The 17,815-nt window shown below is 37.2% G+C and carries 19 protein-coding genes; 10 read left to right on the top strand and 9 right to left on the bottom strand.

Annotated features, from left to right (window positions below; translation table 11 throughout):
* Nucleotides 1-30 precede the first annotated feature (30 nt).
* Nucleotides 31-264 (bottom strand): hypothetical protein, encoded by a 234-nt coding sequence (locus OZP13_RS10810; RefSeq protein WP_281297141.1) that lies wholly within the window; start codon nt 262-264, stop codon nt 31-33.
* 91 nt (nt 265-355) lie between these two features.
* On the opposite strand from OZP13_RS10810, the gene OZP13_RS10805 reads away from it, so the two are divergent.
* Genes OZP13_RS10805 through OZP13_RS10795 form a run of 3 tightly spaced genes read left to right on the top strand, consistent with a single transcriptional unit; the run spans nt 356 to nt 2,447 of the window.
* The gene (locus tag OZP13_RS10805) at nt 356-607 is read left to right on the top strand and encodes a hypothetical protein (protein WP_269240162.1); all 252 of its coding nucleotides are present in this window, start codon (nt 356-358) and stop codon (nt 605-607) included.
* Nucleotides 604-870 (top strand): type II toxin-antitoxin system RelE family toxin, encoded by a 267-nt coding sequence (locus tag OZP13_RS10800; RefSeq protein WP_269240161.1) that lies wholly within the window; start codon nt 604-606, stop codon nt 868-870. The genes OZP13_RS10805 and OZP13_RS10800 overlap by 4 nt, the downstream gene beginning before the upstream one ends.
* A gap of 14 nt (nt 871-884) precedes the next feature.
* Entirely contained in the window at nt 885-2,447 is a 1,563-nt protein-coding gene (locus OZP13_RS10795) for an NAD(P)/FAD-dependent oxidoreductase (protein ID WP_281297140.1), read from the top strand.
* A gap of 17 nt (nt 2,448-2,464) precedes the next feature.
* Here the strand turns inward: OZP13_RS10795 and OZP13_RS10790 are convergent, their stop codons facing one another.
* The 8 genes from OZP13_RS10790 to OZP13_RS10755 all read right to left on the bottom strand — a co-directional run bounded on the left by OZP13_RS10790 (nt 2,465) and on the right by OZP13_RS10755 (nt 10,249).
* Nucleotides 2,465-3,631, bottom strand: coding sequence for a hypothetical protein (locus OZP13_RS10790; protein ID WP_269240160.1), 1,167 nt, complete (start codon nt 3,629-3,631; stop codon nt 2,465-2,467).
* 15 nt (nt 3,632-3,646) lie between these two features.
* Nucleotides 3,647-4,360 (bottom strand): ABC transporter ATP-binding protein, encoded by a 714-nt coding sequence (locus tag OZP13_RS10785; protein WP_281297139.1) that lies wholly within the window; start codon nt 4,358-4,360, stop codon nt 3,647-3,649.
* A 5-nt stretch (nt 4,361-4,365) separates the two neighbouring features.
* Entirely contained in the window at nt 4,366-5,583 is a 1,218-nt protein-coding gene (locus tag OZP13_RS10780) for an ABC transporter permease (RefSeq protein ID WP_269240157.1), read from the bottom strand.
* Nucleotides 5,580-6,794, bottom strand: coding sequence for an ABC transporter permease (locus OZP13_RS10775; protein WP_269240156.1), 1,215 nt, complete (start codon nt 6,792-6,794; stop codon nt 5,580-5,582). The genes OZP13_RS10780 and OZP13_RS10775 overlap by 4 nt, the downstream gene beginning before the upstream one ends.
* A complete protein-coding gene (locus tag OZP13_RS10770; protein ID WP_281297138.1) occupies nt 6,791-7,537 on the bottom strand; it encodes an outer membrane lipoprotein-sorting protein in 747 nt (248 codons plus the stop codon). Before OZP13_RS10770 ends, OZP13_RS10775 begins: the two co-directional genes overlap by 4 nt.
* A gap of 575 nt (nt 7,538-8,112) precedes the next feature.
* A complete protein-coding gene (locus OZP13_RS10765; protein ID WP_281297137.1) occupies nt 8,113-8,889 on the bottom strand; it encodes an FRG domain-containing protein in 777 nt (258 codons plus the stop codon).
* A gap of 463 nt (nt 8,890-9,352) precedes the next feature.
* Nucleotides 9,353-9,772: a GNAT family N-acetyltransferase gene (locus OZP13_RS10760; RefSeq protein WP_269240153.1), complete on the bottom strand. Its 420-nt coding sequence runs from the start codon at nt 9,770-9,772 to the stop codon at nt 9,353-9,355.
* 3 nt (nt 9,773-9,775) lie between these two features.
* Nucleotides 9,776-10,249 carry a hypothetical protein gene (locus tag OZP13_RS10755; protein ID WP_269240152.1) on the bottom strand — a complete coding sequence of 158 codons (474 nt, stop codon included), beginning with the start codon at nt 10,247-10,249 and terminating at the stop codon, nt 9,776-9,778.
* Nucleotides 10,250-10,615: 366 nt separating this feature from the next.
* Between OZP13_RS10755 and OZP13_RS10750 the strand changes: the two genes are divergently transcribed.
* From OZP13_RS10750 to dnaB, 7 genes are all read left to right on the top strand, one after another.
* Nucleotides 10,616-10,915 carry a hypothetical protein gene (locus OZP13_RS10750; protein WP_269240151.1) on the top strand — a complete coding sequence of 100 codons (300 nt, stop codon included), beginning with the start codon at nt 10,616-10,618 and terminating at the stop codon, nt 10,913-10,915.
* Nucleotides 10,916-10,991: 76 nt separating this feature from the next.
* Complete coding sequence (locus OZP13_RS10745) at nt 10,992-11,684, top strand: hypothetical protein (RefSeq protein WP_269240150.1); 693 nt, start codon at nt 10,992-10,994, stop codon at nt 11,682-11,684.
* Between the two features lie 154 nt (nt 11,685-11,838).
* Nucleotides 11,839-12,969 carry a tRNA guanosine(34) transglycosylase Tgt gene (gene tgt / locus OZP13_RS10740; protein ID WP_269240149.1) on the top strand — a complete coding sequence of 377 codons (1,131 nt, stop codon included), beginning with the start codon at nt 11,839-11,841 and terminating at the stop codon, nt 12,967-12,969.
* 58 nt (nt 12,970-13,027) lie between these two features.
* A complete protein-coding gene (locus tag OZP13_RS10735) occupies nt 13,028-14,116 on the top strand; it encodes an LptF/LptG family permease (RefSeq protein WP_281297136.1) in 1,089 nt (362 codons plus the stop codon).
* Complete coding sequence (locus OZP13_RS10730) at nt 14,103-14,987, top strand: DMT family transporter (protein ID WP_281297135.1); 885 nt, start codon at nt 14,103-14,105, stop codon at nt 14,985-14,987. Before OZP13_RS10735 ends, OZP13_RS10730 begins: the two co-directional genes overlap by 14 nt.
* A 117-nt stretch (nt 14,988-15,104) precedes the next feature.
* Nucleotides 15,105-16,058: an acetyl-CoA carboxylase carboxyltransferase subunit alpha gene (locus OZP13_RS10725; RefSeq protein WP_281297134.1), complete on the top strand. Its 954-nt coding sequence runs from the start codon at nt 15,105-15,107 to the stop codon at nt 16,056-16,058.
* 141 nt (nt 16,059-16,199) lie between these two features.
* The gene (gene dnaB / locus OZP13_RS10720) at nt 16,200-17,738 is read left to right on the top strand and encodes a replicative DNA helicase (RefSeq protein WP_281297133.1); all 1,539 of its coding nucleotides are present in this window, start codon (nt 16,200-16,202) and stop codon (nt 17,736-17,738) included.
* Nucleotides 17,739-17,815: the final 77 nt, after the last annotated feature.

The following is a 17,815-nucleotide window of genomic DNA, read 5'->3' as shown; positions in this document are numbered from 1 at the left end:
CACAATAGAACTGAATACCGCGACTGAATACTAAAACACCTCGCCTCGATGCGGTTTCAAAGCATCACGTACCTGTATCATAGTTTCATCGGTAACGACCATAAAAGCAACCGCATACATTTCGTTGAGGACTTCAAAACCGGTAATATTCGGAGATAATTTTTCTGCAATTATATATTCCTTCAAATGAATTTCGTGGTGTTCGGCCGTTTTTGCCGAAGCTGGACCACGAAAATCCCATATTAGTTTTATTTGTCGAGACATTTTGAATGTGTTTAGATTGTAAATTTACGAAGTTTATTTTGTTATTGTATATATCGTATATATAATATATATTTGTGTAAAAATATTTCCAATGAGAAAATTAATAGATATTGACGAAACTACTTTAACCAAATTGAAAGTAATTTCAATATTTGAAAAAACTAGTGTTAAAGGATTGATTGAAAATGCTGTGCAAACTTATGTAAAAAATAAGCAAACAAGTCAATTCAATAATTTATCCGATGAAGAAAAAGAAGATATTGGCTTAATAATGTTGATGCAGGAAGCTGATAGAAAAGACAAGATTAGTGAAGAGGAAATCTTCAAAATTTTAGGTAAATGAAAGTCGAATACTTAAAACAATTTTCAAAAGATTTACTAAAAGTCAAGGATGAAAGTTTGAAAGATGATTTGTTCAATGCAATTATTATTTTAAAAAATGCAGAAACATTGAATGTGCTTTCCAATATTAAAAAACTAAAAGGATATCAAGACGCTTATAGAATCAGAATTGGAAAATATAGATTAGGATTTTATTTTGATGGAGAAGTTATAGAACTTGCCAGATTTGTCAAACGGGAAGATATTTATAAATTATTTCCATAAAATTTCACAACAAAATGCCACAAGAATTACTCTTTCAAGTATCTCCAGAAATAGCTACAAATGAACTGTTGCTCAAACAACATATTTCCAAATTAATTCGGGTCGATGCCAAAGAAATCCAGCATATTTCCATTCTAAAACGCTCAATTGATGCCCGCCAAAAAGCCGTGAAATTCAATTTGAAAGTCACTGTTTATTTGGTTGGCGAACTTGTTCAGGAAGCCAAAATAGAATTGCCAGAATACAAAAATGTTGAAAATGCACAAGAAGTCATCGTCGTGGGAGCTGGCCCTGCGGGATTGTTTGCCGCTTTGCAATTGATAGAATTGGGTTTGAAACCAATAGTAATCGAACGGGGCAAAGACGTTCGAGGAAGAAGAAGAGATTTGAAAGCCATCAACAGGGATCATATCGTGGATGAAGATTCCAATTATTGTTTTGGCGAAGGCGGTGCAGGAACTTATTCTGACGGAAAATTATACACACGTTCCAAAAAGCGTGGCGACGTAACCCGAATTTTGGAATTATTCGTTGCTTATGGCGCTTCACACGATATTTTGGTTGATGCACATCCACATATTGGAACCAATAAATTACCGCAAATCATTCAGGATATGCGGGAGAAAATCATCGAAATGGGAGGAAAAGTCCTTTTCGAAACGCGTTTGACCGATATTATTATCAAAAATAACGAAGTGCAAGGTGTCGTTACCAAAAATGGTGACACAATTTTGGCCAATAAAATAATCCTAGCCACAGGACATTCTGCCCGAGATATTTTTGAATTATTGGATAGAAAACAAATTTTTATCGAAGCCAAAGCTTTTGCCTTGGGCGTTCGAGCCGAACATCCGCAGTCGTTGATTGACAGTATCCAGTACAGTTGCGATTATCGTGGTGAACATTTGCCGCCATCACCTTATTCCATCGTGAAACAAGTGGGAGGCAGGGGAATGTATTCTTTTTGCATGTGTCCCGGTGGCGTGATTGCACCTTGTGCGACAAGTCCGGGCGAAGTTGTAACTAACGGTTGGTCGCCTTCCAAAAGAGATCAAGCTACGGCCAATTCTGGAATCGTGGTCGAATTGAAACTCGAAGATTTCAAGCCGTTTGCCAAATTTGGTGCATTGGCAGGAATGGAATTCCAAAAAAGCATTGAACAAAAAGCCTGGCATTTGGCAGGAGAAACCCAAAAAGTTCCTGCCCAAAAAATGGTCGATTTTACCCAGAACAAAGTGTCTTCCAATATCCCGAAAACGTCCTATGTTCCCGGAACGACTTCGGTAGAAATGGGAGAAGTTTTTCCTGGATTTCTTACCCAAATATTACGCGAAGGTTTCGTCGAATTCGGAAAATCAATGCGTGGTTTCTTGACCAATGAGGCCGTTCTTCACGCTCCGGAATCAAGAACTTCTTCTCCTGTGCGCATTCCCAGAGATTCAGAAACATTGGAACACCTTCAAATAAAAGGTTTGTATCCTTGTGGCGAAGGTGCTGGTTATGCTGGAGGAATTATCTCCGCGGCAATTGACGGTGAAAAATGTGCGTTGAAGATTGGGGAGATTTTAAACAAGTAAAATCATAATATTTTTTTCTAAAAACTCCATCTACTTCTTATAAAGAGATTGGTTCCCAGATTCTTGTAGTTGGATTGGTCGGCAAAAAAGGATTGCGCCAGAAAATCCAAATCAAAATTGGTTGCCACATTCCACGTAAAGGAAGGAATCAGAATTAGCGTATTTTTTTCCGGTGAATAAATAAAGGAAAAGTTGAAAGAACTGATAGGAGAGATGGTTTTCAGCGCCGTGAAATGGAAATTATACTCGAACGGAAAAAGCATTTTGGCAGAAACATTAAAGTTATAAATGCCTTCGCTAATCATAAAAGCATTTGTGGGATTGCTGTTGTAAAGCATTGTGAGTGCCAGATACCAATCGTTTTTGAAAGTTTGGTCAATCATTAATGAAAAACAAAAATTTTCGTAGGAATCCAATGAATTCTGTTTTGGAATAAAATAACTCATCTCACCTTTAAATCCTGCCTCTTTGATACTTCCTGCCCAACCTCCGCCAACCACAAAATCGGTTTGGTAAATTCCGCTTAAAAGTTGGAAGTCATACTTTTTTCTATTCCATTTGTACAATAATGCAGCAATTTGTTCCTCACTGTTTTTGCTGGCTTTGTAAGCCAATTCGAATGAAGCATTATTCTTCAAATTGTGCTGGATTCTAATTGCATCGCTTCCTGGGCGTTCTTCATAATCGAATTCCAACAGATTAAAAGCATTGAAAAGGTCATTCGGATTCCAGACGTTGTTAATTCCCCAATTGATGCGCTGTCTTCCAATGATAACTTCCCATTTGTCATCAGAATATTGAAGTAACATCCGGTCGATTGTGGATTGCGCCACAAAAGATTCCTCGTTGACCCATAAATGATAAAGATGAAAATAACCGTTGTCTTGGTTGATGAGGTCTCCAAAATTGGGTGTTTGTTCGATTTGTTCGCCATAAAAAATTCGGTTGCGGATTTCCAATCTAGCGGAAAATTTTGGAGCAATATTAAACTTGAAATTCAGCCGATTATGAATAAGGTTTGTAGTAGCATTGGAATCAATTTTTTGGACGAAAGTCGTGTTTTGGATATATTTTATATAGCCGTGAAGTTCTATCCATGATGGTTTTGCATCATCTGTTTGGGCATCGACAGCAATGTTGGCAAAGATTAGAAATAGAGCGGATATGTATATTTGAAATTTCAAAGCAACTCGTTTTTGTCAAATCTGATGGTGTTCGATTGTGGTTGGTGCCGTGTCGGCAACTATTTTTCCGTCTTCGAGCGTGATGACTCTTCGGGCGCGGTTGATGACTCTTTGGTCGTGGGTCGAAAAAACGAAAGTCATATTTTCTTCCTGATTGAGTTTTAGCATCATATCCAACAAATTTTCTGCCGATACCGAATCAAGATTTGCCGTTGGTTCGTCGGCCAAAATAAACTGTGGCATTGGCGCCAATGCTCTTGCCACGGCAACACGCTGTTGTTGTCCACCCGACAATTCACGTGGTCTTTTGTTGATTTTGTCTTCCATGCCTATTTGTTTCAACAATTCCAGCACCCTTTTTTCTCTTTCTTTGGATGACCATTTTTGCAAAAGCATAATAAATTCAATATTCTCCTTGGCCGTCAGAACGGGAATCAGATTATAGGACTGGAAAACAAATCCAATATTTTTCAATCGGAAATCAATTAATTCATTGCCTTTCAATTCGGTGATGTTGGTTCCGTTAATCTCGACAAAACCTTCAGAAGGAACGTCCAATCCACCAATCATATTCAACAAAGTCGTCTTTCCGGAACCCGATGGCCCTTTGATGGCCGTAAATTCTCCTCGAGAAATGTGGAGGTGAACCTTGTTTAAGGCATAAACCGGAATGGTTTTCTCGTCGTAAATTTTCGACAAATTGTGTGCGTCAATTACTGTTTCTTGCATCGCATTTATTTTTTTAATGATTCGGCAGGTTTCAATTTCAAGGCTCGTCTTGCTGGAAACAAAGCGGAAACAAGGGCGGTCAGGATAATCAACAAGACAATATTTCCAAATTGGTTCCAACTCAAAGTGGGATATATGATGGAACTGTATCCAAAACTGGAATACACTTCCGAGAATTGGCTAAAGTCGATTCCGGTTCGATTTGTTATTCCAATGGTTGCAAACGCAAGCAAAATTCCAATAGGACAGCCGGCAAGAATCAGGAAAAAAGTTTCGAGGAGAATCATCTGGAATATTTTGAATTTATTCATTCCCAAAGCCAACAGCATTCCTATTTCGCGGGTTCTTTCCAGAACCGACATCATCATCGTGTTGACGATGCCAAAAGCCAAAGCAAGCAAAATAATTCCCATAAAAATATAAACCATTTGGTCACCAACAGAAACCGTCAATCCTAATTCAGGTGAAATTTCCATCCAGTTCTTGATTTCTATTTTTGGGAATTGTTGTTTTAGATTTCTTTGAGTTTCTGGCACTGATTTACTCGATTCGAGCAAGATTGCAATTTCATTGATGGCTTTCGGGATTCCGGCAAGCGAATCAATATCGGTGATTTTTACAAACACATTGGCATCGTCATAAGGACTGTTGATGGTTTTGTATATGGCACTAATCCGGAAAGCCGCCGATGCGAGATTACCTTCTTTATCTTGAAAAGTCAGGATGGTTTTCTTGTTTAAGTCAAGTTTCAATTTCTTGCGAATTTTTTCGCTGATTAGTATTTCGTTCTCTTTTTTTGAATTGAAATAAAGGCCTTTTATTATTTTTCCTTTAAGATTGGTCAATACATTTTCTTGCTCTGGCATCACTCCATTTATGGTGATTCCGCTACTTCCCGCTGCAGATGCAATCATTCCTTTGATAATAACCCGGCCAGCCACCGCCTTTATTCCCTGTTTTTTGGAAATTATCTCGAGCATTTTTCTTCCTTTGGGCAAATAATATTTTATTTCGTGATCCTTTCTAAACTCGGAATGATGCAGTTGAATATGTGATAATTCACTGGCGATGGCTGAGTTGATGCGTTGCTCAATCATTCCGTTATAAAATGCCATAATAAAAATTCCTGTCCATAATCCAATGCTTACCGCTGTGATGATGATGAGGCTTCTTTTGGTGCTTCTCCAGATATTTCTGCTCGCTATTTTGACTAACACATTCATTTTTTCATTGCTTTAACTGGATTCAAACCGTTAACAAACCAAAGCGGATACAAACCAATCAAGATCGACATAAATAACACAATCAGTGATTGGGTGAAAAATATATTTAAATCCAGCTCCGCAGGGAATATGGCTTCAAAGCCGAATTGCTCGTAGGCTTTGGCAATATCGCCGCTAAAACGAATGGGTTTTTCCTGTAAATAAAGCACAGAAGGCAGGCTTAACAAGATTCCCAAAAGCACGCCAAGCAATGTAATCAGAAATGCCTCGCCCAATAAAATCATTTTCAATTTCCCTTTTTTCATTCCAATGGCGATGAGCATTCCGAATTCATACGTTCGTTCAATAGTCATCATCAAAATAGTCCCAAAAAGTCCGAAACCGATGATGAGGTACAATATTCCAGAAAATACGTAAAACGAAAAACCATCCGCTTTGATGTGGTTGGCAATTTCGGGCATCATTTCCTGCCAAGACATGACTTCGTACTTTTTGCCTATCGTTTTTTTTAGGTTCTCGACAATTGTATTTCCGTTTTCGGCATTAGCAATTCCCAAGGATAGGGAAGTGAGCCTGTTTTCTGCGCTTAAATAATATTGCGTTGCAGATAACGGCAAATACACAAAAGCATCATTCATTGCAGGTGAGGCTAAGTGCACGATGCCTTTTATCTTGAATTTTCCCGCAGCCATTGCGCCGTGATAGCCTTGACCAAATAGTACGATGGTGTCGTTAACTATTGCATTAATCCGTTTTGCCAAACCCTCGGCAAGAATTACGGATTCTTCATTGTTGTTGAAATAGCTTCCGTCAATCAGTTTATTTTTTAACTGGGTTAAGTTATTTTCTTTTACAGCGTCCGTGCCCACCAACATACAGCCTTTGGTGGTGTTTTCTTTTGAAACCAAAACAAAAGTCTCCAACCGGGGAACAACTTCATTTATTTGTGGATTTTGTTGGAGCTTTTCGATTAGGGAATTATCCAATGCAAAGCAATTGTCGAGTACTTGTTCGTTCCAATATCCTTTTTGGTGAATTTGGACATAACCCGAATAATAACCGACGACATTTTTGATTAAATTGTTGAAAACCCCATTCTGGAACGACTTCATCAAAATGGCAAACAAAACGGCAAAAGCAATCGAAGCCATCGTGATTAGCGTTCGGCGGCTGTTGCGCCAGAGGTTTCTCCAGATTAATTTCAGTATCATTTTACTTTGGTAATATTTTGTGTGCTAAAAAAAGAATCCTCCAGTGGCGTGTCAAAAACAATCGAATTGTAGATCAAAACCGTCTTGTTCCCTTTTTTGTTGGCAGGAACCATTTCCATTTTTCCGGGTAATAAACGACCGCCAATCATTTTTATATCGCTGCAATACATGGTGTTGACCAAAGCTTTGTCTTCGTCAAAATACTCGACGTGCAGCATCATAAAATCTTTTTTGTCGATGGCCATAATGATTTTTCCCCAGACGACAGCCGATTTGGGTTTTGGGATTAGCTGAATTTTATAGCAATCTCTACCGTCAATGCTGACATCTCCAATAAACGAATGGTCGTAATCTTCGAGAATGGAGGCTTCCTTGACCAAATCATCATTGGTAAAATCCGTTCCCATCCAGCTTTGGCTCATCATCGATGGCGGCATTTTGATGTTCCGTTCAATGGAAGGAATCCAGTTCCAGACTTCTTTTTTCCGTTTCAAGAAGACGACTCCTTTTTCTTTGGCTGGAGCCAAAACCAATGCCAGGCTATAATCATTGCCTTTTGACCAGCCTTTCACGCTCATTTCCCGAGACCAAGTTGGCCTGATGATTTGGATGGTAATATTGGAGATGGAGGTTTTGCCTTTTGCCTTTTCGTCGGCTTTTTTGACAATATCTTTTGCGTCTTGTCCAACCGCAGCAAGGATAAATGCGAAATGAAAAAACAAGAGGAGTAACGTCTTTTTCATGACTAACTTTTTAAGGGTAAAATGCTAGATTGTCACTCTCTCAAAGGTACTTATATATGCAATAACACGCAATCAAAAGCAGTGTTTATTTTATTAAAAGTATTGATAATAAGTTGATTACTGGCGTTTGGTGTCTTGGTAAAAGGGAACGTTGTTTTGGAACAAGACAAAAAAAGTCCCACCGAAGCAGGACTAAAGTTTTTCATCTGCGGCATATAGTCTTATTGCGACAAGATTTCGATAAAATATCAAATGCTTTTTATTTAAAATGAAAATGAAAATGAAAATGAAAATGAAAATGAATATTTGTGATAATGTAAATACCATATTATGATCAAAGAATTAATGGAAACTAAAAAGATAGTTTCTAATTTTGACAAGATAATTTTAAATTCGCCATACAAAGCGGAATATATTAGTGCAAAATCTAATATTCCTTTTCCAAAATTTTCGATAACTCCATAGTATAAGATAATTGCCGGTTCTCCCGATGCATCGGGACAAGCTGTTCAACACGGGTTTCATTGTTGGTGCTGCGCATGCAACGAAATTCTAGCTGTTACCTGCAGGTTTTTTTATTCTGTATGATTCTTTATTAAATCTCTATATGTTGTTCGTCTATGAGTAGTTCCAATTTCAAACTTTATTCTTGAAGTAATTCCTTCTAATCCTGGATAAATGAAACCTCTATGTATTCCAACATAATATAATTCATTAAGAATTTGTTTTTTTAAACTTCTATCGATATTAAGTTTTATAAATGTATCAAATACTCTGGGAGAATCATTTGCAGGCAAAAACTTTTCATTATTATTCGGAATTTGGTGAATGGTAAAACATCCTGACTGATTAGTTATGCGAGAATCTATATGTTGTGGAAAAATAATATTTTCGCAAATATTTCCACCTAGATTTATTTTTTTAGCTAGCCACGTACTTTCTTCCCAACAATTATTCGTAGACGATAATCCATATAACCAAACATTTGCATCTTCATTATTTTCAAAGTTTTCTACAGCAAAGTACAAAGCTATAAGAGGATTTGTCGACCAATCTAATAATCTTGTGGGTAGTCCATAATGTTGTGCAATAGTTAACCATTCAATTTCACTATTCGGAATTGTTTTTAAAAAAGGTATGGATTCTCTTTTAAATTGCGTCATTATATATTCTTCTATACTATCCCAATGAGCCCAAGATTCTTTTGTGTCAATTCTGAATAAACTAGGAATTAATTCATAATTAGAATTAGAATGACCACGATATAACCATTGCGAGATATGTCGGTGTTCGGTATTATTTATAAAACTTATAAATTCTGAAAGGCTAGTAATATTTGTGTTAATTTTCATTTTCGGTCTTTTAAACTTGCAGGTAACGTTCCCGCGCTACAAGCAGGCTGGGATTAAAGATGCGTAATCTTTCGGTTAAAAACAAATACATCAAATACAAAACCATTTTTCCATTAAGCCTAATCCCCAAATTGCTTGTAGCGTGTGTTGAACTAAACCTACGGTAGCTGTGTTAAAATATAATTATCTAAGAAGCCTTTGAAAACAAATTTAAATAATTGCCATAACCCAATTTAGTTTGTACTTTTGCATTGTAGTTACGGCATTTGAATTTGATTTATTATATTAAAAATCAATAGATTGTCGATAACTCCATATTAGGAATAAAAAACACTTCTTACATATTCCTTTTCCAAATTTTCGATAACTCCATAGTATAAGATAATTGCCGGTTCCGTTCAACAGAAGTTTCATTGTTCGTGCTGCGCACGCAACGAACTCTAGCTGTTAGCTGTAGCCATTTTTATTTATTTGCAATAGTTTTTTGATAGATAAAAATCCAATTTCCACTTTTATTATTGAAAAATGAATTCACTTGTTTATATCCTTTTCTTGTAAAAAGTCTAATACTATTATCATTATTTGTCCTTATCGTACATTGTAAAATTTTTGCATTTTTTTCTATCGCATTTTTTTCAGCAAGATTTAATATTAAATTTCCAAAACCCTTTCCTTCAAAGTCTTGTGCGATTGAAACGTGTAAGATTTCAAATTGATACCATTGAACTTTTTTACTTTCAGCACAGGCTACAATTTTATTTTCTTCTTTTAAGTAGACAAAATTTTCAGAATTAGATAAAATCTCTTCGTAAGAATATTTTTTTGTTAATTGATTTCGGTTATTTATTAAATCGGCTATCTCTTCAGCTTCAAATTTTGTCATAAATTAATCATTAAATAATTCTTTGGTTATTTTTATTGGGTTTCCCATTAAGTTTAGTAAATGAATAAAACCTTTTTGAATTCGTATTATTGTTTCATCAGGTGCAGGTGTACATAAAATCTCAATTTCGCTCACAAATTTTTTGCTATTGAGGTAAATATTTTCTCCTTTAGCAGAAATTATTAATCCAAGTTTACCATCATTTCTAAACTTTTTTGTTGTTATAACTGATGCTATATTTTTTGGTAAAAATGAGTACTGTTCATAATGCTCACTCATATAATCGTTTTTTATGCGTACAGATATAACTAATGTTTCTCCCCAATCTTTATCTTTTTGAATTTTGATACTATATTCACCCATATAAGAATCTGAATTTTCTTTTAATTTAAGATTCAGCCAATTAATTGTTTCTTCTTTAGTTTGTGAATAACTAAAGTTTAAAATAAATAAAAATAAAATTGTGATTTTTTTCATAATGTTTTTTTTAGTACGTTTTTTTTATGGTTACAGCTAACTCGTTTATATGTGTGACAAAATCATACAAAGCCACCCATTTTTGGGTTGATATGTATGACAAACGTCATACTTTATTTAATTTCAAATATATAAAATAATCTCAAGTAACAGGTAAACTTTCTTACATTAGTTTCATCCCGCCTAGATATGCAAAATAGTCCTTGCGCGTGGTGCATTCCATGATAAGAAACAACTGCTTTGGTAAAATTCATTTTCAAATCGGTATTAAAAAAAGAATACTGGTTTTTATAAAAGAATCATTTGCTGTCCGAAAGAGGCAAAATGGTCAAAAAAGAACGCTAGAGGTGCTCAGAAGCTCAAATAATGACTTCCCGAGAGCTTCCGTCTGCTACTTTAAGGCTTCCGTGTCAAGATTTAGAGCTTCCGTCAGCTGCTTTTAATCTTCCGTATCAAGATTTTGGTCTTCCGTCAGCTAATTTTAATCTTCCGTATCAAAATTTAGAGCTTCCGTCAGTTGATTTTAGGCTTCCGCAGGCTATTTTATATTTTTTGACGACAATTTCAGGGAATGCCAAAACGAAATCGGAAAGGAATAAACCTAAAAAAGGGGTATCGATTATTGTTATTAAAAGAAAAGCTAAATTTTTTCGAAAAAGAAAGTAAAAAAAACAAATCCTATTCGTTTAGAATTCAATATTTTACTAATTTTGTTAGGATAAACCTTAAAAACTTTTTTAGTATGAAAAAAGCAGAAGTTACGAGATTGTATAAATTTTCGGATGCGCAACTGATAGCCGTCGGAAATGAAAAAATTGCCTTTATGCGCAGAGACCTAGAGGCCTTTGCTCTTTTTGGATTGAACGAAACTCAATTTGCGGCTTTAGAAACCCAGATTGCGGCCTTTTCTAATTTGGTTACCGATATTGAATCGTCGAGCAACCAGGCGCAAATCAGCGAGAAAAAAGAAGCCAAAGCCGAAGAACTGCGCACCGCCATTAGAGCCGTAATGACCAGGGTGGCTCAGAAATATGGTGCCGATTCGGCTCGTTACAAAAATTATGGTGTAGGTGTCTTGAGCAAACAAAGCGATGCCGATTTGATCATAACGGCCAAAAGGGTGGTGAGAGTGGGCACTGATGGTTTGGGCGATTTAGCTTCGACAGGTTTAACCGCTGCTTTTTTAGATAATATTAGCTTACTCAACGAACAATTTGAGGCTTTGCTTATTGAGCAAAAACTGAAAATAGGCGAAAGAGATATTCAGCAAGAAGACCGTGTAGAGGATGGCAATGCTATTTATTCGCTACTGGTGATTTATACCCAAACGGGGCAAGATATTTGGGCCAGCAAGGATGTGGCGAAGTACAATGATTATGTGATTTACAATACCGTCTCGGGCGAAGCAGCTGTAACGGCCGAAAATCCGGTTTAGTTCCGTAAGAGCGAGATAGCCCGGGTTTTGAACCCAGCCCTGTCGGGGTTTTGAACCCTGACAGGGCTTCATGGAAATACAATGTTAAATAAAATCGTAATTCCTAATTGTTAAATCTTAAATCAATTATCTTTGCGCACTGAAAAATGTCCTTATGAAGTTTGATTTATTACAAAAAGATCCACATACCAAAGCCAGAGCAGGAAGTATAACTACTGATCACGGCCTGATTGAAACCCCAATTTTTATGCCTGTTGGTACCGTTGCCTCTGTAAAAGGAGTGCACCAACGCGAATTGAAAGAAGAAATAAACCCCGATATTATCCTTGGGAATACCTACCATTTATACTTGCGTCCGCAAACTCAAATCCTGGAAAAAGCGGGTGGTTTGCACAAATTTATGAATTGGGACAGGAATATTTTGACCGATTCAGGTGGCTACCAAGTATATTCGCTTTCGGCCAATAGAAAAATCAAGGAAGAAGGCGTAAAATTCAAATCGCATATTGACGGTTCTTATCATTTTTTCACTCCCGAAAACGTGATGGAAATTCAACGCACCATTGGCGCCGACATCATTATGGCTTTCGACGAATGTACACCCTATCCTTGCGATTATCGTTATGCACAAAAATCGATGAAAATGACGCACCGTTGGTTGGACAGATGCATCAATCATTTGGATAAAGTGCCTACAAAATATGGTTATGACCAAACTTTCTTCCCAATTGTTCAAGGAAGTACATACAAGGATTTGCGTCAACAATCAGCAGAATATATTGCGAATTCCGGCCAACAAGGAAACGCCATCGGAGGACTTTCGGTAGGAGAACCAGCCGAAGAAATGTATGCGATGACCGAGGTGGTTTGCGAAATCCTGCCAGAAGACAAGCCTCGTTATTTGATGGGCGTGGGAACTCCGATTAATATTTTGGAAAATATAGCCTTGGGAATTGACATGTTCGACTGCGTTATGCCCACAAGAAACGCCAGAAACGGAATGTTGTTTACCGCCAATGGAACCATCAACATCAAAAACAAAAAATGGGAAGACGATTTTTCGCCTGTGGATGAAATGGGTCACACATTTGTGGATACGGAATATACCAAAGCCTATTTGCGTCACTTGTTTGCCGCCAATGAATACCTTGGAAAACAAATTGCCACGATACACAATCTTGGATTCTATATGTGGTTGGTTCGTGAAGCCAGAAAACATATCTTGGCAGGAGATTTCAGGACTTGGAAAGAAATGATGGTTCGAAACATGAGCCAGAGATTATAAAGTTGTTTAATCGGTTATTCGTTTAACCGATTAATCGTTTAACCGATTAAACTTTACTATGTTAACAATAATAGACAAATACATCCTAAAAAAATACCTGGCCACTTTCGGTGTGATGTTGGCGTTGTTTGCACCTATTGGGATTATCATTGATGTTTCGGAGAAGGTAAATAAAATGATAGAAAACAAAATCCCGCTTACGGAGATTTTGATTTACTATTATCATTTTACCATCTATTTCATGAATCTGTTATTTCCCATATTTTTGTTCTTGTCGGTGATTTGGTTTACATCTAAATTGGCCAACAATACCGAAATCATTGCCATCTTAAGCTCCGGAATTTCTTTTACGAGATTTTTGCGGCCTTTTATAATTGGAGCCTGCATCATTTCGGTAATCGTGTTGTTGATGGGATTTTTTATCGTTCCAAAAGCGAGTGAAGGATTCAATAATTTTAGGTACACTTATCTTAGAGGTGACGGAAAACAAGCCATGCGGGGCGACAACACCGATGTGTACCGTCAAATTAGCGATAACGAATTTATCTATGTCAATAGCTTCAATACCGATACAAAAACGGCTTACAGTTTTAGTTACGAAAGGTTTATAAAAGATAAATTGGAGTATAAAATTTCGGCCAGCAGGATACAATGGAATCCAAAGACAAAAAATTATACCATGTATGATTACGTCAAAAGAACCGTTGGGGAATTAGGGGACAAAATCGAGAAAGCCGATAAAAAAGACGCCAAATTTAGTTTTGATTTAGAGGATTTAGCCCCCGTGGTCTATATTGCCGAAACATTGACTTTAGGCGAATTGAACCGATTTATCGAGAAAGAAAAAAATCGAGGTTCCTCCAATATCAACGTTTATAAGGTGGTTTTGTACAAAAAATACAGCATTCCAGTTTCGGCATTTATTTTGACCATTATTGCCGTTGCCGTTTCGGCAATGAAACGTAGGGGCGGAATGGGATTGAGTTTAGCCATAGGAATTGGTATTGCTTTTGCTTTCGTGTTTTTCGACAAGATATTTGGCACCTTGGCCGAAAAGTCCAGTTTCCCTCCTTTGTTGGCAGTTTGGTTTCCTAATATCGTATTCGGAATTTTGGCAATTTTTTTATTACGAAATGCAAAACGGTAAATTAGGAAGCTATTTAAGTCTCCATCTGATTGTCTTTATTTGGGGATTCACGGCGGTATTGGGAGCTTTAATATCCATAAATGCAGATGCCTTGGTATGGTATCGCATGCTTTTGGCAGCTGTTTTTTTGGTGCTGTTTATTGTCTTTAAAAAGAAATCATTTTCAGTTCCGCCAAAGGAGTTGTTCAAACTAATTTTTGTGGGTTTTTTGATAGCCATTCATTGGATATTTTTTTTCAAGGCCATTCATGTTTCCAATGTATCCATCACATTGGCCGTTTTTTCCTTGGGAGCTTTCTTCGCATCGTTGCTCGAACCCTTGTTTTACGGCAGAAAAGTACTTTGGTACGAAGTGTTTTTCGGATTGGTCATTATTGCGGGACTTGGCATCATTTTGCAGGTCGAAATGAATTATTTCGAAGGAATGATATATGCTTTGGCTTCCGTGATTGTGGGCGTTTTGTTTACCCTAATCAACGGAAAATTGACGGATAGGCACGAATCTTCGGTCATCACGTTTTATGAATTTATGGCGGGAGTTGTTTTTATTTCCATCTACTTTTTGTTCGAAAATAAATTTACTGCCGATTTCTTCATCTTGACTGCCAATGACTGGATTTTGCTGTTAATCCTGTCATCAATTTGTACTGCTTATGCTTTTACGGCTTCGGTAAAAGTGATGCGGAAATTATCGCCTTATACCATTATGCTTACCACAAGTTTAGAACCGGTTTATGGGATTGTTTTGGCCTATTTTATCCTTGGCGGAAAAGAAAAAATGAGCTTCGAGTTTTATATTGGAGCCTTGTTAATTGTCCTTACGGTTATCCTCAACGGTATTGTAAAACATTACTTTACGGATAAAGAATAATGATTTTAAGAGCCTGATTTTATGAATTTATTTGCATTTAGATGCCAAATAAACCATTTTGATAATTTTAAATTTTATATTTGCAGTTCAAATCAGAACAAAAAAAGAACAAACCTTATGGAATATTTAGATTTTGAGCTTCCAATAAAAGAACTTGAAGAGCAGTTGGACAAATGTCTGGTTATTGGGCAAGAGTCAGAAGTTGATGTAACAAATACTTGCAAACAAATCAGCAAGAAACTCGAAGAAACCAAAAGGAATATTTATAAAAACCTTACCGCTTGGCAACGTGTTCAATTGTCAAGACACCCCAATAGACCTTACACCCTTGATCATATAAAAGCGCTTTGTGGCGATACTTTTCTGGAACTTCACGGCGATAGAGGATTCAAGGACGACAAAGCCATGATTGGCGGTTTGGGAAAAATTGATGGACAATCGTTCATGATTATTGGTCAACAAAAAGGATTCAATACCAAAACACGTCAATACAGGAATTTTGGAATGCCCAATCCGGAAGGTTATAGAAAAGCGTTGCGATTAATGAAAATGGCCGAAAAATTCGGTATTCCAGTTTTGTCATTGGTGGACACACCGGGAGCCTTTCCTGGAATCGAAGCCGAAGAACGCGGACAAGGAGAAGCCATTGCCAGAAACATTATTGAAATGGTTGGCTTGAAAGTGCCTATTATTGTTGTAATTGTAGGTGAAGGTGCATCTGGTGGCGCATTGGGAATAGGAGTGGGAGATAGAGTTTACATGATGGAAAACACTTGGTATTCCGTTATTTCTCCAGAATCTTGTTCTTCTATTTTGTGGAAAAGCTGGGATTACAAAGAACAAGCTGCCGAAGCCTTGAAATTGACATCAGCCGACATGAAAAGACAAAAATTAGTGGATGATATTATTCCAGAACCACTTGGTGGAGCCCACTACGATAGAGAAGTCGCATTCAAAACCGTGGAGCAATATATCATGAAAGGATTCAACGAATTGAAAGACTTATCAACAGCAGAATTAGTTGCCCAAAGAATGGAGAAATACCTTCAAATGGGAGAGTTTAAAGACTAGAAATCTTACAATATTGTAATTAATCCGAAGCCTCGCCGTTTCGGATTTTTTTTTGGTTATGAACAAAAAATGATTCCTTATTAACAATTATTTCTAATAAGTCAATAGTAAAGTTTTTTTAATTTTAGTTACTTTCGCTCTATGGAAAATGTCAAGAATATAAACCCAATTAGAATCGATAAAACAACGATTATCAATCTTGAAAAAGGCAAATTGCAACCTCAGGTTTTAGAGCTGGAAGAGGCTGTGCTTGGCGCAATGATGATTGATAAAAAAGGTGTGGATGATGTGATAGACATATTGCAAGCCGATGCTTTCTATAAAGATTCCCATAAATATATTTTTGAGGCCATAGTGCAACTCTTTACGGACACACAGCCCATTGACTTATTAACCGTTTCGGCCCAACTCAAAAAAAACGGAAAATTAGAGCTTGCAGGAGGTGATTTCTACTTGATTCAACTAACGCAAAAAATTTCGTCCTCGGCACACATCGAATTCCATTCCAGAATCATTCTTCAGAAGTTTATTCAACGAAGCTTGATTCGAATTTCTACCGAAATTATCGAAGATTCTTATGACGAAACGACCGATGTTTTTGATTTATTGGACAGAGCCGAATCGAAACTGTACGAAGTAACCCAAGGAAACATAAAACGAAGTTCCGAAACGGCCCAAAGTTTGGTGTTACAAGCCAAAAAAAGAATTGAAGAAATCAGTAAACAAGAAGGATTAAGTGGAGTAGAAACTGGTTTTACCAATCTCGACAAACTGACTTCAGGCTGGCAACCGAGCGATTTAATTATCATTGCCGCTCGTCCTGCGATGGGAAAAACCGCTTTCGTACTTTCGATGGCCAGAAATATCGCCATCGATTTTGGACACCCAGTGGCCTTGTTTTCTTTGGAGATGGCATCAGTACAGTTGATTACAAGGTTGATTTCATCGGAAACCGGTTTGTCTTCGGAGAAATTGCGTACCGGTAAATTGGAACCACACGAATGGACGATGTTGAGTACCAAAGTAAAGAATTTGGAAAAAGCACCTTTGTTTATTGACGACACGCCATCACTTTCTATTTTTGATTTACGTGCCAAATCCAGACGTTTGGTTTCGCAACACGGCATCAAAATCATCATTGTCGATTATTTGCAATTGATGACTGCCGGCGGAAACGGTAAAGGCGGAGGAAACAGGGAGCAGGAAATATCGACCATCTCTCGAAACTTGAAGGCGTTGGCCAAGGAATTGAATGTTCCCGTAATAGCACTTTCGCAGTTATCGCGTGCGGTTGAAACCCGTGGATCCAGCAAAAGACCGTTGCTTTCCGACCTTCGTGAATCGGGTGCGATTGAGCAAGATGCCGATATTGTTTCGTTTTTATACCGTCCAGAATATTACAAAATTGACGAATGGGATGATGACGAAGCTTCGCCAACTGCTGGTCAGGCCGAAATAATGATTGCCAAACACCGTAATGGTGGTATAGAAAACGTTCGATTGAAATTTATCGGACATTTAGGTAAATTTGACAACCTTGATGATTACAACGGAAGTTATGATGATTTACCTTCGAGCATGAACCATGATGAAAATCCTTTTCAAACCAAAAATCTTCCGTCACCCAATGAAGCCTTCGGTAGTAATTTGAACGATGACGATGATGATATGCCGTTTTAGAATATGTTTCAACAGGGCATTTGTTTGAAAGATTAAATATTTAACCACTAAGCTCATTAAGAAAATTAAGGACACTT

Origin of the sequence: Flavobacterium limnophilum (genome assembly GCF_027111315.2) — a bacterium.
In the GTDB taxonomy this organism is placed as follows: Bacteria; Bacteroidota; Bacteroidia; order Flavobacteriales; family Flavobacteriaceae; genus Flavobacterium; species Flavobacterium limnophilum.
Note: the sequence above shows the minus strand (reverse complement) of the source record. Positions and strands in the feature narration are given on the sequence as shown.